Below are 18,798 nucleotides of genomic sequence, written 5' to 3' on the forward strand. Positions count from 1 at the left end.
TAATGGATTCAATAACAAAAAACAAATGGATTCAATACGAAGAAAAAGAAAATGTTAAATTACGTCTATTTTGCTTGCCATATGCAGGAGGAGGATCATCTATTTATCGGCTTTGGCAAAAATCAATGCCAGAGCATATACAAGTATGCAAAATTCAACTACCAGGTAGAGAAAATCGTATAAATGAGCAAGCAATAGATTCTATGGAAGACTTAGTAAAAACCCTAGCAAAGCAACTCTTTAATTATTTAGATAAACCATTTGCTCTCTTTGGTCATAGTATGGGAGCAATGGCTACATATGAACTTGCTAAATATTTATCAAATAATACCCCTTATAGTCCTAAGCATGTATTTGTATCTGGATGCAGAACACCTAATACTCCTCACAACCATATAACATATCACCTAGAAGGTGAAGAGTTTATTGATTCGCTAAGACAAATGGGAGGAACAAATGAAGTGCTATTAAATAATAAAGACTATATGAAAATGGTCGAACCGACATTGCGTGCTGACTTAAAACTTATTGAAAGATGGCATCACAATGACATAGAAACCCTTTGTTGCCCATTAACAGTATTAGGGGGAGTAAATGACACCTTAGTTTTACCAACTAACTTAAAACAATGGCATCAGTATACAAACAAAATATTTGAATTAAAATTATTTGAAGGTGACCACTTTTTTATAAATGATGATTCACATAATATTGCTTCAATAGTGGCAAATACATTAAAACAATAAAATAAATTATAAAGAAAGGATAGAAGAATGTCAGAAACAAAAAAAATAATAGAAATGATTGAAAATGATAATACAACGCAAAAAGATTATGAAAATATAAAATTACCCAGTTCAATGAATGCTTTAGTAACCTTAAAAGAAGAAGAGAATATTTTTGGGGAAATGGAAACTGAAGATAAAGATATTTCAAAAACATTACATTACAAAGAAGTAACTATTCCTGAAGTTGGAGATGATGAAGTATTAATTGCTGTTATGGCTTCTGGAGTTAATCATAACACAGTATGGTCTGCAACTTTTGAGCCATTGCCAACTTTTAATTTTTTATCCCACTATGCTAAATCAAATCCAAAAAATAAAAAACATAACTTAACTTATCATATATTAGGAAGTGATGCAGCAGGAGTTATTGTAAAACTTGGAACTAAAGTTCATGATAATTGGAAATTAGGAGACAGAGTTGTTATTTGCCCAGCAGTTACTTCTAATACAAACCCTCAGTCTTATAAAGATTCGATGTCAGATCCAAACACAAAAGCTTGGGGATATGAAACAAATTTTGGTGGATTAGCAGAATTTTGTTTAGTTAAATCTACCCAGCTAATGAAAAAACCAGAACACTTAAGTTGGGAAGAAGCAGCATCATTATCTCTTGTTTCAAGTACGGCATATAGAATGTTAGTTTCGCAACATGGTGCAGAGATGAAACAAGGGGATAATGTCCTAGTTTGGGGAGGTGCAGGAGGAATGGGTGCAATGGGTATTCAATATGTACTAAATGGTGGAGGAAGACCTATTGCAGTTGTTTCTAGTGAAAAAAAAGCAGAATTAGTAAAAAAGCTAGGTTGTGAATATGTTGTAAATAGAGCAAAGAAAAATTTTAATTTCTTTAAAGAAGATGGAAGTATTAATAAAAGGCATCTTATTGCATTTAAAAGTACAGTTGAACGCTTAATAGATAAAGAATCTGCTGATATTGTTTTTGAACATACAGGTAGAGAGACTTTTGGAGCAAGCGTTTTTGTTGCTAAAAGTGGAGGAAAAATTGTCACGTGCGGTTCTACTACAGGATATGAGCACACATTTGATAATCGTTATTTATGGATGTATGTAAAATCTATCATAGGTTCTCATGGAGCTAATATCTATGAAGCTTATAATGCTAATAGATTATCATGCTTAGGGAAAATAAATCCTATATTATCAGAAGTGTATACCCTTGAAAACTCTATTGAAGGTTGCATAAAAGTTAAAAACAATCAACATATTGGGAAAGTTGGTATTTTATGCTTATCTCCCAAAGAAGGATTAGGTATCAAAGACCATGAATTACGTCAAAAAGTAGGTGAAGATAAAATTAATATCTTTAGAAACTTAAAAAATAAGTAAATTTATTTATATAAATTATAAGCATCAAAATATGACATAGTTACATTAGGACTTTGAATACACATAGCTCCTAAGTACTGTGTTGATATATTTAAAGGATACAAAAACCATTCTTTTATTTGAAAATTATCAATAGGTATTTCTTTAGTATTTTGAGGAATAACATGAAAACTATCAAGGGGAATACTAAGTCCTAAGCCCAATGCTTTAATATAAGCTTCTTTTCTCACCCAACAGTAAATAAAAGCCTCTTTTTGCTTCTCTAGGGCTAGGTTTTTTATCCAAAGTCTTTCTCTTTTTGTAAAATATCTTGTTGAAATATCTATGATATTGCTATCACAATTCATATTTTCCAAATCAATTCCAATCTCATTATTTCTTGAAAATGTGATTATAGACATATCTGTACTATGACTTATATTAAAATAAAGGTTGCTTCCTTTTATATATATCTTGCCATAATTATTTTTATATAAAGTAATTGAATATGAATCATTATCAAGGTAATACTTAAGTAGTATTTTTAGCGTTATCCTTGTAGTAATGTATGCTTTTTTTTTATTGCTAATTCGATATTTATTAGCACGATTTAATTCATCGGGAGTTAATAATTCACTATATTTATAAATATCTTCAGATATTTTATCTATTTCTATTTTCCAAATATGTACATTATTATTAAATAAAGGAACCATAAGGTTTTCCATTCTCTACATCTTCTGTAAATATTATCATATATTTCATTATTAATTATCTATTCATAATAGCTGTTCTGACAGATTTTAAATTTACTTTACACTTAAAAATAAAAATAGAAGTATTCCTACTTCTATTTTTTAAAATCTATATCTAGCACCTATCCCAAAAAACCTTGGGTCACCAAATGTTGCCATTGTAAATAAACTATTTGCTTCATAAGTATTAATATATTTTTCATCTGTTAAATTTTTACCATATACATAAATATCCCAATCAGAAAATTTATATCCTACTTTAACATCAACTAAAGTATAACCATCTTCTTTAGGAAAAGTTTTATGGGCATCATCATAAAATGACATTGAACCTTGATTTCTCACATCTGTACGGGCATAAAATCCATTGGGATGATAATAAGCTACACTTAAATTTGCTGTATGACTAGGTGTAGTTTCTATTTCTTTACCACTAAAATCATTATCTCCAGCAACATAAGAATCATATTTTGTTTTTATAAAACCAAGTGCCCCACTTACTTCTATCCTATCTGTAGGAAAATATCTAAAGTCAAATTCGATACCTTCTGAATGTGCTTTATCAGCATTGTCGGTATAATAATTAGTTGTGGCACCAACCGTTTCTTGTCTATTAATATGAATATCTTTTATATCCATTCTAAATATTGCAGCAGTAAACATAAAATCACCTACTGACCCTTTAATACCTATTTCATAATTTGTAGATCTTTCTGGTTCAAATCTATTATCCTCTTTTTTAGAATTTCTAGCTAATACATTAAATCCTCCTGGCATATAACCTTTAGAAACAGATACATAAGGAGAAAAATTTTCATTTATTTTATAATCTAAAGCAACTTTGGGAATAAATACATTCCAACTTCTTTTATCATTATATTCATTATTTTTAGTAGTATTTGAAAAGCCATTCAAGTCAATTTCTCTTTTGATTTTCTGATACCTACCACCAAGAGTTAATTTCAATTGTTTATTTAAAGGAATCATTGCTTGTCCAAAAACAGCTTGAGTAGTACTATCAATAGAAGAAACAGTATTAGTCTTTCCAAAGTTAACACCACCCATTACTGTTTCACTTCCATATGCATCTTTATTTTTTTCTTCTTTATCTAAATATAATCCAGCAACCCAACGAATACCATCAGTTTCTTTATTAGACAGTCTTAATTCTTGAGAATATGTATCAGAAGAGGCATCATTAAATAAATTAGAACCATCTAAAATGGTTCCATTTGTAAAGTCAGCATCATAATTACCTTTTAAACTAGTTTTTCTGTGTACTGTAACAGCATCAAGAATATAATTATCTGCTTCGTATTTAATATCAATACTTTGAGAATCAATATCATTCTTTTCAAGCATTGGTTCTTCAAAACTAGTATTTTCAGCATTATTTCTTTTAAATTCACCAAAATTAGTACTACCCACTATTCCATAACCTTTAAATCCATAGTTTTTAATTTTTTCTTTTTTTAATACTAATTTTGTTGAAAGATTATCTGTTACTTTATAATACAAAGATGTACCAAAACTTTTATCATCTTCTTTAGCCGCTTTTTTATCATTTTTATATTTATTATTTATCCAACCATCTGTTGAAGTAATTTCACCATTAAGATTAAAAAAAAGCTTATTATCAATTATTGGTGTATTTATATTAAATGTTGTTCTTTTATAATTATCACTACCATATTCAAAGCCTATGTTTCCACTTGTTTCATTAGTAGGTTTTTTTGTTATGATATTTATAACTCCACCTATGGCATCTTTTCCATAAAGAGTTCCTTGTGGTCCCCTTAAAACTTCTATTCTCTCAACATTTTCTAAAGAAGCTGTAAAAGCACGCTTGAATGAAGTAGGAATTCCATCAACATAAACTACAATAGGATTATTTTCAGTAAATAAAGAAGCATTTAATCCTCTAAAGTTCACCTTAACACCACGATCAGGTATAGATGTCATATTTGGTATCTCATTTATCACATCTACAATTGTCTTTATACCTCTTTCTTCTAGTATTTCTCCGCTTATGACAGTTATACTTTGAGGAACATCTTGAATATTTTCTTCTACTTTATTTGCTGTTACAGTTATATTATCCATCTCTTGAGCTGAACCTTCACCATAAAGAGTAGTTGCTGTTGCCAAAGATAATACAGATAGGATCATCAGTTCTTTTATTTTCATTTTTCCTCCAATTTAAGTAAATATTGGCTTAAGTATATTATAAATAAAACTAATAATCATTATTATAAATAGAACTAAAAGGATTTTTTATGCCGTCAAGAGTATTTTATAAGTAACTAAATAGCTTATTAAATAAAATCAAGAATAAATTATTTATTTGATAAATTTGTATAATAATCTTTAACTATATTAATATCACAAACAAAATATAATACTTTTATAATCAGATAAAATCCCTTTAGAACAAGAAAAATATTGATAATTACTCTCAATTAGTATAGCATTCACCTAAATTTTATTAATTTACTAATGGAGCATATAATGATTAAAAAAATAATACTAGCATCTCTTTTTATTTCACAAGTTTTTGCCCTCACACCTTTTGAAGTAGCAACAAATGTTAAAAAAAGTTCGGATGGATATGGAAGTTCAAAAAGCATATTAGAGATGGTTTTAATAGATCAAGCTAAAAATAAATCAAAAAGAATAATGGAATCAATCTCTTTTGAAAATAAAAATCATTATGGCATAAATGGAGATAAATCATTAATGGAATTTAAAACACCATTAGATGTAAAAGGTACAAAATTCTTAACCCATGAAAAAATAAATAAAAATAACAACCAATGGTTATATCTACCTGCACTAAAACGTATAAAACGTATAACTAGTAAAAATAAAAGTGGTTCTTTTATGGGAAGTGAATTTTCTTATGAAGATATATCTTCAAGGGAACCTTCAAAATATACTTATTCTACTAGAACAGAAGATAGTAAGATAGGTAATATAGACGTTTATAAATATGAAAGATACCCTAAAGATAAAAATTCAGGATATTCAAAACAAATACTTTTTGTGGATAAGACTAAATTTGTAATTTTAAAAGTAGAGTTTTTTGATAAAAAAAATGAACTTCTCAAAACTGCAAAATATACTTATAGAAAAATTAAAAATATATATAGAGTTGCCAAAATACAAATGAGTAATCATCAAAACTTAAAATCTACTACTTTAATTTATGTAAAAGATGACATCAAATTAAATCTAGATGAAAAGCTTTTTTCAAAAAGATACTTAAAAGACTAATTTTTGAAAAAAATATTATTTAGTTCTTTACTTCTAGTAAATATTGTCCTAGCTAAAAATGAGATAAAAAGTTATATTGGATATGAGTATAAATCTTATTTAAAAACAAAAGGTGATACTAGAAATTATAACAGTGCCATCACCTTTCAAAATGAGTTTAAACACTCTTTTGAAGACTCATATTTATATTCAAAAATTAGTATTTTAAAAGATAGTAGTGAAGAACAAAGAGATTATTTCAATATATCAGAGCTTTATTACTCTAAAGCGTTTGAAAATTTTGATTTAAATTTAGGTAAAAAAATTATATTTTTAGGAAGTTTAGAAGCTAATAATATAGTAAATATATTTAATCGTCAAAATTATCAAAAAGATTCTTTAAGCACTTATAAAAAAGGTTCAATTATGGCAAATTTGAACTATTTTTTTGATGATGATTCTACTTTAAAACTATATATAAAAAGTTTTGAAGAAAACATAAAACTACCAAGTACAAACTCCCCTTATAGCCCTTTTAAAACAAATATATATTCAAAAAAAATAAATTTTTCAAATAAAAGGGAACAACCATCTTTCTTAGCTGTATATTCAAAAAGTTATGATGATGAAATAATCGCAGATATAAATATGGGCTTTTTTTATGGCTATGATGAAAATATACTCTATCAAAAAACAAATAATAAAATAAACCCTTATCTTTTCCAAAGTGCAAAACTTTTTACATATGATACTTTTGTCCTAAACTCCACACTTTATAAGGTTGAAGCTAGTTACACAAAAGTACAAAAAGACGGAGAGTTTGATATAAAAGATTTTTATAATATAGGTGTTGGTAGCGAATACACTATAGAACAAATTTATAAAAATAATAGTTTAGGGTTAATAGCTGAATATTATAAAAGTGATAACAAAAATACAAGCTTTGATAATGATCTATTTTTAGCACTAAGATATTCATTAAATGACAAAGATTCCAGTGAATTTTTAACAGGAATTATAAAAGATACAAAAAAAAGTGATATGAGTGCATATATAAAATATAGTGGAAGATTAATTGATAATTTAAATGTATCAGCAGATATAAGATATCTAAAAAGTGACAACTATATTGGTGAGCATTTACGCTTTGGTTGTGAAATAAAGTACTACTTTTAATAAAATAGGAGATAAATAAAAATGAATAAAAAAGAAAAACTTGCACATAATATTATAAAATATAGATGGTCAATAGCTATTTTGATTCCTATTCTTATAATAATTATTTTTGCGTTAAATATACATAAAGCAGGAGTTGAAACAGATTGGAAAATATGGTTTGATAAAGATTCAAAAGTTATGAAAAACTTTACACACTTTAAAGAAACTTTTGGTTCAGATGATAGAATTATGATAGTATTAAGTGATAAAAATAGTATCTTTAAAAAAGATATATTAAAAAACATAAAAACTATTACAGAGAGTTTATGGCAGACAAAACTTATAGCAAGAGTTGATTCTATTACAAACTATCAATACTCTCATGTAAGTAAAGAAGATGAAGATGAGATAATTGTTGAAGACTTCATTGATAATATTTATTCTCTAACAAAAAAAGATTTAGAAGAAAAAAAAGAAATAGCAATAAGCGATCCACAAACAAAAAACTTATTAATCTCAGCTGATGGAAAATCTGCAATCATAATCGCAAGAATAGTTTACAAAGAAAATATAAAAGCAAATGATTATATAACTTTATATAATGCTTCAAAAAAACTTATTGAAGAAAATAAAATCAAAGGTGTTGAATACCATATAGTAGGTGTACCGGCTTTTACAGATGCTTTTATCAATGCCATTAAATCAAATTTTATAATGTTTATGCCACTTTTATTTATTTGTATTGTCGTTCTACTTGCATTGATTTTTAGAAATATTTGGGCTGTAGTTTTACCCCTAACTATAGTTATTTTAACTATTCTTTTTATTGCTGGATTCTCTTTTGGTTTAGGATATAAACTAAATACACTAACTTCTATGTTTCCTATTTTTGTTATAGCTATAGGAATAGCTGACTCCATACATATTTTTTGGGTTTGGATACATAAAAGAAAAGAAGGTTTAAACAATGAAGAAAGTATAGTCTTTTCTATAAATAAAAACTTTACTCCTGCCTTAATCACCTCTCTTACAACTTTTGTAGGATTTTTGTCACTAGGAGTAAGTAAAATAATTCCACTTCAAGCCTTCGGTATAGTTGTAGCTTCAGGAGCTATTATTGCATTTATATTAAGTATTTTATTTTTACCTGCCATGTTAAGCATACTAAACCCTAAGATAAAAGAACAAAAACAAAAAGTTTATAAAACACATGAACGAATAAAATCATATACTAATTTTGTAGTAAAAAATGATAAAGCTATCATAATATCGTGTCTTATAGTTATTAGTATTTGTTTTATAGGACTAAAAGACACTACTATTGATACAGATTTTCTAAAACAATTTTCTAAAACAACAGATATAAGAAAAAGTACTGATTTTGTGGAAAAAAATATAGGTGGAACTATCTCTATGGAAATTATAATAGATAGTAAAAAAGCTTCAGGTATAAATAAACCTGACTTTATGAAAGATGTCGAAAAATTCAAAATTGAATTCAAAAATCACTTTTCAAAAGTAAGACATATAAATTCTATAACTGATGTAGTAAAAAAATACAATCAACTTATGAATGGAAATAAAAAAGAATTTTATAAAATACCTGATTCTAAAGAACTAATTTCCCAATATTTACTTTTATATTCATTATCTCTTCCACAAGGAATGGGAATAAATGATATGATGGATACAAAAAACAGATACTTAAGACTAACCTCTATGAACAACCTTGCAAGTGAACAAGAAAAACTCAAAATGTATAGATGGACTGAAGACTGGTGGAAACAAAACAGTAAATATTCTGCAACCCTAGAAGGATTGACTTTAGTTACAGCACATATGAAAATTGAGCTTACAAATACTATGATTAAATCCGTATTACTTGCACTTTTATTCGTAACCTTGATTTTTTGGTTTACATTTAAATCAAAATTCTATATGTTAATCTCCGCCGTTCCAAATATAGCTCCACTTCTCATAGCAATGGGTATAACTGGATGGATAGGCATAAATATGGATTTAGGTATGGCTATAGTTTTTGTAATCATTATAGGAATTGCTATTGATGACACTGTTCATTTTCTCTCAAAATATAAAGATGCCATATCAAAAGGATATACAACCCGTGATGCCATAGAAAAAGCCTTACTTTTGAGCGGAAGTGCTATAGTGATTACTACGGTTATATTAGTTACTGCATTGGGAATATTTTTATTAAGCGATTTCACTATTTATTCAAATTTTGGATTTGTAAGTAGTATTGCATTATTTTGTGCAATGATTTTGGATTTACTCCTACTTCCAGCAAGCTTAAGTTATATGAGTAAAATAAAATAAAATTTATAAATATTTTATTTATTAATAAGCACCTATATAAGTAAACTCTAATTCTACGATGATATAAGCACTAATTTGATAAAATACAGCTCTTAATTAGTTTTATAATCAAAACGAAGTTTATTTAAAAGGTTTATTAATAATGAGTGAGCACAAAGATTTTTTACGAGTCAAAGTTGAAGAAGACTTAAAGTCAGGCAAATACAAAGAAGTAGTTACCAGATTTCCCCCTGAGCCAAATGGCTTTCCACATATAGGACATGCTAAATCTATTTGTATAAATTTTGGGATTGCACGAGACTTTGGTGGTCACTGTAACCTTAGAATGGATGATACAGACCCTACAAAAGAAGATACAAAATATGTTGAGGCTCTAAAAGATGCTGTAAAATGGCTTGGTTTTGAATGGGGAGAAACAGAGTACTATACTTCTGATTATTTTTCTAAACTTTATGATTATGCAGTTGAACTTATTAAAATGGGTAAAGCTTATGTTGATAGCTTAAATGAAGAAGAGATAAGAGAATATCGTGGAACTGTCACACAAGCTGGTAAAAGAAGTAAATATGCACAGCGTTCTATTGAAGAAAACTTAGACCTTTTTGAAAGAATGAAAAAGGGTGAGTTCAAAGATGGAGAACATATCTTAAGAGCTAAGATTGATATGAGTGCAGCAAATATGAAAATGAGAGATCCACTTTTATACAGAATCAGACATGCTCACCATTATAGAGCAGGAGATGAATGGTATGTTTATCCTATGTATGATTTTGCTCATTGTCTGTCGGATTATACAGAAGGTGTTACTCACTCTATTTGTACCCTTGAATTTGAAAACAACCGTGAACTTTATGATTGGGTACTTGATAATCTTAACTTAACACCTCCAAGACCTTACCAACATGAGTTTGCAAGACTTGGTATCAACTATACAGTTATGAGTAAAAGAAAACTACTAGAACTAGTTGAAGGTAAATATGTAAGTGGTTGGGATGACCCTCGTATGCCTACAATTGCTGGATACAAAAGAAGAGGATATACACCTGAGTCTATTTTAAACTTTTGTGACCAAATAGGTATTGCCAAAGCAAACTCAATGGTTGATGTATCGCAACTTGAATTTTGTATTAGAGATGATTTGAACCAAAAAGTACCAAGAGTGATGTGTGTACTTGACCCAATAAAAGTTACCATTGAAAATTATGAAGGAAGTGAAAGCATTGAGGCTTCATACTATCCACATGATGTACCAAAAGAGGGTTCAAGAAAAATACCTTTTTCAAAAGAACTTTATATCGAAAGAGAAGACTTTTCTGAAAATCCACAAAAAGACTACAATCGTCTTACCCTAGAACAACCAGTAAGATTAAGACATGCTTATATCATCACTTGTAAAGAAGTCCTAAAAGATGCAAATGGAGATATCATAGAAATAAAAGCAGAGTATAATGCTGATTCTAAAAGTGGACAAGATACAAGTGGTATCAAAGTAAAAAGTGCAATACAATGGGTTGATGCAAAAGAGGCAAAACAAATCGAAGTAAGACTTTATGATAGATTATATAAAAATGAAGCACCAGAAGGATTAGAAGACTTAAATCCAAACTCTTTATCAATCATCAAAAATGCACTTGTGGAACCTGCTGTTATCACTGAAAAAGCAGATGAGAGATTTCAGTTCGAAAGACAAGGTTATTTTTACGCTGATCCTATTGATTATACTGATGAAAAACCAGTATTTAATAAAATAGTTGGACTAAAAGATTCTTGGGCAAAAAAAGTAAAAACAACTGAAAGTACACCAAAACCTGCACCTAAACAAGAAGTAAAAAAAGAAGTAGTACATGGTGAAGCCCAAGCTTTAAATGAAAAAGAAAAAGCACTATTTGATAAATATACGACTGAACTTAAACTAAATAGTGAAGTTGCAAATATCTTAGCAAGAGATGAAAAGCTTTCATCATTTTATGAAGAGGCATTATCAGAGCTGAATAACCCTGTTGCAATAGCAAATATTGTAGCAAATGAAGTAGCTAAAGAGTTAAAAGAAAAACAAGCAAATGAGTTAAAGTTTACAGCAGTCCAAATAGCACAACTTATTAAAATGGTAAATGAAGAAACTATTTCAAGTAAAATTGCAAAACAAGTATTTGAAGAGATGTGTAAATCAGGAGAGAATCCAGCAAAAATAGTTGAAGCAAAAGGACTAGTACAAATAAGTGACCCATCAGTAATCTTACCAATTATCGATGAAATAATTGCGAAAAATCCAGACAATGTTGAAAAATATAAAGCTGGTAATACAAAACTATTAGGCTTCTTTGTAGGACAAGTTATTAAAAATACTGGTGGGAAAGCAAATCCACAAGTTGTAAATGAACTTGTGGCACAGAAGTTGAAATAATATAAATATCTCATCATTTTTATATAAAGCTAAGTAGAAGTAACTATTAAGTTACTTCTTTTACCATAAACTCTCACACTCAAAAATTGTTAAGAACATGTCAAGAACTATACCCTTTTTAACTTTGCAGAAATATACTAAAATTAAATTATAAGAAAATTATTAAAAAGGAACTATCATGGAATTCTTAAGAAACTTAATAATAGTAAATGTTGTAGTATTTTTAGGATTAGGATTTTTATCTAGTGCATTAGCTAGCTAAAATCTAATTTTTTAATATTATTTTAAATATATTATATGAGTCTTTATGGGTATATTTTAAATCAAATCCATGAAGCTCTAATATTTTATTTACAATATTTAGGCCCAAGCCATGACCTTCTTCTTGGTTTGGCTCTCTTGTGAAAGGTTGGATGTAATATATTAAATCATTTGAAAGTTCATTTGCGATATTTTTTACATAAATTCCATCATCACAACTTTCTATTATTATTGGAAACTCTTTAGCATATTTCATAGCATTGCTAATCAAGTTTTTAAGGGCAATAGTTAGATAATAAAAATCTGCTTCAATATTAAAATCATTTTTAATATTTACTGTTACATTTGACTCATTTTCAATAGAGAGTTTAGATAAAGATTCTAGTATTAAAGAACTCACTTTAAATTTACTTCTTTTTAAAACTGCAAAGTTTAGTTTTTCCCTTTGTAAGAGTTTACTTGTAAGCTTTTCAATATCATAAAAGATTGTATTTATATCTTTTAGTATTTGATTATCTTCTTTATTTTTGATTTTTCGAAGCATGAACTTTCCCTTCGTAATTGGGGTTTTTAATTCATGACTAATATTTCGTAAAAGCTCTTCTCTTGAATATATAATATTTGCTTGTTTTTCTAAATATGAGTTTAAATTTTCGGTTATCACACTAAGCTCATTATTGCGTCCAATGTCTACTTTTATAATTTTTTCATCATTTTTAAATAAATGTAAAACACCTTGATTTAATTTATCAAGCTTATCTTTTATCTCATTTATAATCTTTGAAGAAATTATAGAACTAAGTAAAAATAAGACAATAAATAAAATAACTAATTCAAGTTTTATAGTATCTAAAAAGTCATCTCTTTTATTTTGAGTTTGAGTTAATTCTTCTTGTAAATATTTTATCTCTTCTTCAAGTAGTTTTTGACTATGCATATTTACTTGTTCAAACTTTTTATTAAAGGCAATAAAATCAGTATTTTTATTAAGCACTAAAGTATATAATTCTTCACTTATTGATTTTTGCATAGTCTCAAAATATGAAAAAATCAAAACTAAACTTCTTTCTTCTTCTTTTGATTCAGAATTATTTATGATTTTAGTTTTTTGAGTACTCAAATTTTCAAAGAGTTCATTTGCTTTATTGATTCGATCCTTTACTATTTGTATTTTGTCAAAGTCAGTTATAATATCAAGTACTATCCATGAATAAGAGTTACTAAACTCTTTTAATTTTTCCATTCTTATTAATTGATCATACCTATGTTTTTGTTGAGAATTGATGCTATTTAGATTATAAATTGTATAAAAAAACACTCCAATAATAAAAGCAACAATCAATAAGATTAAGCAAAATGATATAAATAATCGTTTTCTAATTGTCATAAAAAAACTTATACCCAATACCCCAAATAGATTTTATGTATTTAGGTTCTTTTGAATTATCATCAATCTTAAATCTAATATTACTAATATGAGTATCTATTGTTCTATTTTTTGTATCATCATTAAGTGAAGTTTCTTTTGCTATATCTTCTCTTGATATGATTTTATTTAGATTATTTACAAATAATAAAAAAATCTCTTTTTCAACTTTAGTAAACTCTATTTCAACATCACTTAAAAAAACGCTTGAGCTATTTAAATCAATACTTAAGTCATGTATTTTAAGAAAATCTACTTTATTGTATCTTTTTAAGATGGCTTCAACTCTAAGAATCAGTTCCCTAGGCTCATATGGTTTTGAAAGATAATCATCTGTCCCAAGTTCAAATCCATAGATTTTGTTACCTATATCATCCCTTGCTGTTGATATAAGAATAGGAATATTTTTTATCTCTTTTAATTTTTTAAACAAATCAAAACCATCCATAAGAGGAAGACCTAAATCAAGTATAGCGATAGTAAAATCATCTGGTTTTTTTTTAAATGACTCCAAGGCATCTATTGGATTTGAAAAGGCACTGCATAAATAATTATATTCTTCCAAATACTCATTTATCAAGTTTTGTAAAACTAAGTCATCTTCAACTAGTAATACTTTTTTCATATCTCACCTTTTCAATTATCATATCTTATTTGCAATATATTTTAACAAAAAAATCTAAATAATCCTCCTGTAGTTAATTCATTTTAGTCAAGTAGTTATTATATTATCAATTTGCAAAGTTACAAAGTGTATAGTTCTTGACAATTTCTTAACAATTTTAAAATAAATGTTATTACAAATACCATAATAAAGCATATAGCTACTTTTAGATAAGATTTCAAAAAAGGATTTAAAATGGAAATAGGATTATTTATAGGCTTTCTTGGCTTCTTTCTTACAGCTATTATTTTAGTGATTATTTTTCTTTATTTGTATGCAGTTGTTACGCCATATGATGATTATAAGCTAATTTTTGAGGACAATAATCTAGCAGCAGCACTTGGTTTTGGGGGAGCTATTATTGGGGTTTCTATTCCTTTATATAGTGCCTTAGTTAACTCTATATCGTATATAGATTTTGCTATTTGGGGAACAGTTGCAATATTTATACAATTAATTTTTGCATTTATTGTAACAAGACTTGGGGGAAAATACTCTTTTAAAACAAAGATTTCTGATGGAATCATATCTGTGGGGATTTTAATGGCATTTTTATCAATCTCAATTGGACTTTTAAATGCAGGATCAATGAGTTACTAAAACTCATTGATTAACTACTCACCAAAAAGAATATTCTCTTTTTGGTGAATCATTCTTGAAGTAAAAAAGCTAACAATAAAGATGGTCAAAATTGGTATAAAGAAAAAGTACAACAATAAAACATCTGGTCTAAAATCCCAATAAGACTCAAAAAGTATGTTACTTATAATATATGAACCAATACTTCCTAAAACGATTCCCAAAGAACTTGCGCAAAATGAGATTAACCCAAATTCTATTAAAAAAGAGTTTCTGATGGTTTTATTTTTTACTCCAATCATTTTTAGTCTTAATATATTGTTTTTTTGTAAATTCATTTGATACTGAATAATAATAAAACTCATAAGAAGCCCAATAATTATGGAATAAAGACTCATCTTATCAGTTATTTCTGTGACATTTTTTACAAGGTTTGAAAAAGTCTCAAATAAACTTTTTACATCAATAACAGTCAAACTCGGGAAAAGTTCAGTTAGCTTTATCAGCATAGCAGTTGCATCATAATTCCCTGAAGAAATAGTTGCTAGTATAGTTTTAGGAGCATCATCTAAAGCACCATCTTGCAAAATCAAAAAGAAGTTTGGTACAAATTCAGTCCACTTTACGGTTCTTATATTCACAACAACTGCTTTTAATTCAAGACCTAAGATATCAAAAACAAGATGGTCACCTAATTTTATTGCTCTTCTATTTGCATATCTTTTTTCAACACTTACCTCTATTGGTTTAGAAAAATCTTTTGAGTTGTATACTCCACTAAAGTCTCGCCCTTCAACAATTTGTTCACTTTTTTTGAGCCCACTTCTATATGAAAGATTTACTGCCCTATTTTTAAGTTCATTTTTCTCTTTTTTTAGTTCTTCACTTCCACTGTTTTTAGAATGATTTGTAAAATCTACATCATTTACTTTTATTATTCTCCCTCGAATCATGGGTGAAATATTTTCTAATTGTGTTCCCATGTTCTCAACTTGGGTTTTTATATCTTTTATTTGCTCCTCTTTTGCATCAATTACAAAAAACCTTGGTCTTTCATCAGCACTTTGCATCAAAGCACTTGATAAAGATGAGCCAATCTGAGGAATAAGACTAAAAAAGGTCGTACATAAAAGTATCGCTGTAAACAAAGTCAAAGATGTCTTTTTTTGTCTAACAATATTTTTTAAAGCCAAGGATAAAGATAGATTTTCCAAATGCCCTGAAAAATCAAATTTTCTTAAAAATAAAGAGCCAATTGCAAAAAATAAGATGATAAGTATTAACATTGCTAAAGCAAAAAGAATACCTACATTTTTAGCAGGCGTTACAAAATGAGATATTATTAATAAAACTGTAATAAAAGGAGTAAAACTAATAATTATCTTAGAAAATGATTGCTTTGTTCTTTGAAGGAAAGGCAAAATCAATGGTAATCCTATACTTAAACTCAAAAGTATTAATACAAGTGATGATTTTAAGAAAAAGTAATAGTCCAATGAAAAATCAAAATTGAAATCCACAAGTTTTTTGATAATAGGACCTATAAACTGTGCAGACAGACTCATAAGTGAAAAAACAATAACAGTAGATATTGTAATCAATACAAAGAGGTGCAAAATATATGTAATACCTAAACTTTTTTTACTAAGTCCCAAGTCGCTTAAAATAGTAATGTCTTTTTGATGCTTTCTTAAAAAACCAGAATATAGATAAATAAGTCCAACTAAACCCAAAAAGAAAGAAACAAGTGAAACCAAAGACAAAAAATCTGTAACGAAGGTCAAAACACGAAGCAATCTATCTTTTCCATCATTGGGAGAAAGAACTCTCAAGTTTTGATCAACACTTTTTTCTAACTGATTTTCGATTTTTTCTAATTTGTCATTGTCTAAATTTTCTTTAAAAACATAGTTTAATTTGTATCTAGCAGTAGAGCCAAACTGTAAGAGTTTGGTTTTTTCTAGTCCCTCTTCACTTATATAAATCTTAGGCATAAACCCACTAAAACTTACTGTTTTTAAGGAGTCTTCTTCAATGACTTTTTTTATAATAAAACTTTCTTGACCGATTTTTAAACTATCACCTTGTTTTAAACTAAGTAAATCTAAAACTTCTTGATAAACCCAAACTTCATTTGATTTTGGTTGGGCTTCTTCTTGTGGATAAGTAGATTTGTCTTTAAAAACCAATCCCCCATAATAAGGATAACCTTCATTTACCTTGACTACTTCCATTAGCCTAGCTCTTTTTTTAGAAGCAATCATACTAACAGTTGAAATACCTTCATTAAAATCTTTTATGGCAGGAAGTTTGTTTTTGATGTCTTGTTTTTCTTGGTCACTTATAGGAAACCTTGAAGATACAACAAGGTCAGAACCTAATAAAACCTTTGCTTTTGTATCTAGCGAGTGTTCTATACTTCCTTTAAAAAACTGTAAATATGAAAGTGAGGCAATAGCTAAACAAAAGTTTAATATAAATATCAAGCTAAAAGACTTTGAACGAGCCAAAGCCTTAAAAACAAGTTCTAATACTAACATTGAGTTAAACTTCCAGAAACTAGCTCATAAGTCTTTTCACAACGAGCAGCAACATCTTTTGAGTGAGTCACTAAAATCAAAGTCATGTTGTTTTTTTTTATTAGTTCAAAAAGTATATCCATAACTGCATTGCCAGTCTCATCATCTAAATTTCCACTTGGTTCATCTGCTAAGATTATCTTGGGATTATGAATAAGTGCCCTTGCAATAGCAACCCGCTGTTTTTCACCACCACTTAGTTGTGAAGGAAGATGATCTAGTCTATGAGAAAGCCCTACACTTTTTAAGAGTTCTATTGCTTTTTCTTTTGGCTTTGCAATATTACAAACTTTTGCAGGAAGCATCACATTTTCAAGGGCATTTAAATAAGAGACTAAATGAAAGTTTTGGAAAATAAACCCTATATTTGTAGCTCTAAAATCATTTAATTCACTCTCTTGTAAATCTTTATAAGAAGTAGAGTTTAAAGAAATATCACCAGAATTTGGTTTGATAATCCCTGAGATAAGAGAAAGTAGTGTTGATTTACCACTTCCTGATTTTCCCATGATAGCTACTCTTTCTTTCTCTTCTAAGTGAAAGTTTAGATTCTCAAATATCTCAATATTTTGTGAGCCTTGAAGGTATGATTTTTTTAATGATTTTAGTTCTAGCATTAGAGGTCTTCCTTTATAAATTCAAAAACTTTTTTTGCAATATATTTATGACCCTCAACATTTGGATGAATGCCATCTCTTTGATTAAACTCTTTTTTTCCAGCAATCCCATCTAATAAAAAAGGCATACTTCTTAACTTGTATTTATCTTTTATTTGTTGATACATTTTTTCAAAACGCTTTGTATATTCAGGGCCATAATTAGGAGGCATAAGCATGCCTGCTAATAAAACTTTTGCATTTGATTCTTGGGCATAGTTGATTATTTCTTCAAGATTTTTCTGACTTTGTTTGAGATCCAAACCTCGAAGACCATCATTTGCACCAAGAGCTACTAATATAAGATATGGCTTTTTTTTCATATACCATTTAAGACGAGAGAGCCCATCACTTGTAGTAGAGCCACTAACTCCACCATTTATAACTGTAATATCTTTTTTGAGTTTAGTGTGAATCATATTCTCAACAAGACTAGGAAAAGCATCTTCTTTATTGACACCAAGCCCTTCTGTTAAAGAATCTCCCAAAAAAAGAATCGTGTCAGATTTTGCATTGACAATTTGAAGAGTAATTAAAAATAAGATTAAAATAATTTTTTTCATAAGCAATACTATCTAAAATCAAAAACTTTTTTATTAAAAGCAAGAAGGTA

General features: G+C 28.0%; 14 protein-coding genes. 7 read left to right on the top strand and 7 right to left on the bottom strand.

Annotated elements, in window-relative coordinates:
• Positions 1-2 precede the first annotated feature (2 nt).
• The gene (locus CRU95_RS08090) at positions 3-746 is read left to right on the top strand and encodes a thioesterase II family protein (protein ID WP_129100641.1); all 744 of its coding nucleotides are present in this window, start codon (positions 3-5) and stop codon (positions 744-746) included.
• 27 nt (positions 747-773) lie between these two features.
• Entirely contained in the window at positions 774-2,135 is a 1,362-nt protein-coding gene (ccrA, locus tag CRU95_RS08095) for a crotonyl-CoA carboxylase/reductase (protein ID WP_129100642.1), read from the top strand.
• A 2-nt stretch (positions 2,136-2,137) separates the two neighbouring features.
• Here the strand turns inward: ccrA and CRU95_RS08100 are convergent, their stop codons facing one another.
• Positions 2,138-2,842, bottom strand: a complete 705-nt coding sequence (locus CRU95_RS08100; RefSeq protein WP_083771999.1) for a 4'-phosphopantetheinyl transferase superfamily protein — start codon at positions 2,840-2,842, stop codon at positions 2,138-2,140.
• 129 nt (positions 2,843-2,971) lie between these two features.
• Positions 2,972-5,056, bottom strand: a complete 2,085-nt coding sequence (locus CRU95_RS08105; protein ID WP_129100643.1) for a TonB-dependent receptor — start codon at positions 5,054-5,056, stop codon at positions 2,972-2,974.
• Positions 5,057-5,377: 321 nt separating this feature from the next.
• On the opposite strand from CRU95_RS08105, the gene CRU95_RS08110 reads away from it, so the two are divergent.
• The 4 genes from CRU95_RS08110 (at position 5,378) to CRU95_RS08125 (ending at position 12,020) form a co-directional block, all read left to right on the top strand.
• The gene (locus tag CRU95_RS08110; protein ID WP_164969750.1) at positions 5,378-6,142 is read left to right on the top strand and encodes an outer membrane lipoprotein-sorting protein; all 765 of its coding nucleotides are present in this window, start codon (positions 5,378-5,380) and stop codon (positions 6,140-6,142) included.
• A 3-nt stretch (positions 6,143-6,145) separates the two neighbouring features.
• On the top strand, positions 6,146-7,297 hold the full coding sequence (locus tag CRU95_RS08115) for a hypothetical protein (protein ID WP_129100645.1): 1,152 nt from the start codon (positions 6,146-6,148) through the stop codon (positions 7,295-7,297).
• Positions 7,298-7,318: 21 nt separating this feature from the next.
• Entirely contained in the window at positions 7,319-9,616 is a 2,298-nt protein-coding gene (locus CRU95_RS08120) for an RND family transporter (RefSeq protein WP_129100646.1), read from the top strand.
• A gap of 142 nt (positions 9,617-9,758) precedes the next feature.
• Positions 9,759-12,020: a glutamine--tRNA ligase/YqeY domain fusion protein gene (locus tag CRU95_RS08125; protein ID WP_129100647.1), complete on the top strand. Its 2,262-nt coding sequence runs from the start codon at positions 9,759-9,761 to the stop codon at positions 12,018-12,020.
• A 265-nt stretch (positions 12,021-12,285) separates the two neighbouring features.
• Here CRU95_RS08125 and CRU95_RS08130 read toward each other — a convergent pair whose 3' ends face one another.
• Both CRU95_RS08130 and CRU95_RS08135 read right to left on the bottom strand, forming a co-directional pair.
• Complete coding sequence (locus tag CRU95_RS08130) at positions 12,286-13,668, bottom strand: ATP-binding protein (protein WP_129100648.1); 1,383 nt, start codon at positions 13,666-13,668, stop codon at positions 12,286-12,288.
• Positions 13,658-14,332 carry a response regulator transcription factor gene (locus CRU95_RS08135; protein WP_129100649.1) on the bottom strand — a complete coding sequence of 225 codons (675 nt, stop codon included), beginning with the start codon at positions 14,330-14,332 and terminating at the stop codon, positions 13,658-13,660. The genes CRU95_RS08130 and CRU95_RS08135 overlap by 11 nt, the downstream gene beginning before the upstream one ends.
• A gap of 234 nt (positions 14,333-14,566) precedes the next feature.
• On the opposite strand from CRU95_RS08135, the gene CRU95_RS08140 reads away from it, so the two are divergent.
• On the top strand, positions 14,567-14,971 hold the full coding sequence (locus CRU95_RS08140; protein WP_129100650.1) for a DUF350 domain-containing protein: 405 nt from the start codon (positions 14,567-14,569) through the stop codon (positions 14,969-14,971).
• A gap of 14 nt (positions 14,972-14,985) precedes the next feature.
• Here the strand turns inward: CRU95_RS08140 and CRU95_RS08145 are convergent, their stop codons facing one another.
• The 3 genes from CRU95_RS08145 to CRU95_RS08155 are packed head-to-tail and all read right to left on the bottom strand — an operon-like array spanning position 14,986 to position 18,748.
• On the bottom strand, positions 14,986-17,490 hold the full coding sequence (locus tag CRU95_RS08145; RefSeq protein ID WP_129100651.1) for an ABC transporter permease: 2,505 nt from the start codon (positions 17,488-17,490) through the stop codon (positions 14,986-14,988).
• Positions 17,484-18,146 carry an ABC transporter ATP-binding protein gene (locus CRU95_RS08150; protein WP_129100652.1) on the bottom strand — a complete coding sequence of 221 codons (663 nt, stop codon included), beginning with the start codon at positions 18,144-18,146 and terminating at the stop codon, positions 17,484-17,486. Before CRU95_RS08150 ends, CRU95_RS08145 begins: the two co-directional genes overlap by 7 nt.
• A complete protein-coding gene (locus tag CRU95_RS08155) occupies positions 18,146-18,748 on the bottom strand; it encodes an arylesterase (protein WP_129100653.1) in 603 nt (200 codons plus the stop codon). Before CRU95_RS08155 ends, CRU95_RS08150 begins: the two co-directional genes overlap by 1 nt.
• Positions 18,749-18,798 lie beyond the last annotated feature (50 nt).

It is taken from the genome of Arcobacter sp. F2176 (assembly GCF_004116465.1).
GTDB classification, from domain to species: domain Bacteria; phylum Campylobacterota; class Campylobacteria; order Campylobacterales; family Arcobacteraceae; genus Arcobacter; species Arcobacter siniprincipis.

Bases quoted from the DNA above. Each gene is read 5' to 3' on its own strand.
- CRU95_RS08090 (WP_129100641.1), top strand. From the start codon at position 3: ATGGATTCAATAACAAAAAACAAATGGATTCAATACGAAGAAAAAGAA.
- CRU95_RS08145 (WP_129100651.1), bottom strand. From the start codon at position 17,490: ATGTTAGTATTAGAACTTGTTTTTAAGGCTTTGGCTCGTTCAAAGTCT.
- CRU95_RS08100 (WP_083771999.1), bottom strand. From the start codon at position 2,842: ATGGAAAACCTTATGGTTCCTTTATTTAATAATAATGTACATATTTGG.
- CRU95_RS08135 (WP_129100649.1), bottom strand. From the start codon at position 14,332: ATGAAAAAAGTATTACTAGTTGAAGATGACTTAGTTTTACAAAACTTG.
- ccrA (WP_129100642.1), top strand. From the start codon at position 774: ATGTCAGAAACAAAAAAAATAATAGAAATGATTGAAAATGATAATACA.
- CRU95_RS08150 (WP_129100652.1), bottom strand. From the start codon at position 18,146: ATGCTAGAACTAAAATCATTAAAAAAATCATACCTTCAAGGCTCACAA.
- CRU95_RS08125 (WP_129100647.1), top strand. From the start codon at position 9,759: ATGAGTGAGCACAAAGATTTTTTACGAGTCAAAGTTGAAGAAGACTTA.
- CRU95_RS08155 (WP_129100653.1), bottom strand. From the start codon at position 18,748: ATGAAAAAAATTATTTTAATCTTATTTTTAATTACTCTTCAAATTGTC.
- CRU95_RS08105 (WP_129100643.1), bottom strand. From the start codon at position 5,056: ATGAAAATAAAAGAACTGATGATCCTATCTGTATTATCTTTGGCAACA.
- CRU95_RS08120 (WP_129100646.1), top strand. From the start codon at position 7,319: ATGAATAAAAAAGAAAAACTTGCACATAATATTATAAAATATAGATGG.
- CRU95_RS08110 (WP_164969750.1), top strand. From the start codon at position 5,378: ATGATTAAAAAAATAATACTAGCATCTCTTTTTATTTCACAAGTTTTT.
- CRU95_RS08130 (WP_129100648.1), bottom strand. From the start codon at position 13,668: ATGACAATTAGAAAACGATTATTTATATCATTTTGCTTAATCTTATTG.
- CRU95_RS08140 (WP_129100650.1), top strand. From the start codon at position 14,567: ATGGAAATAGGATTATTTATAGGCTTTCTTGGCTTCTTTCTTACAGCT.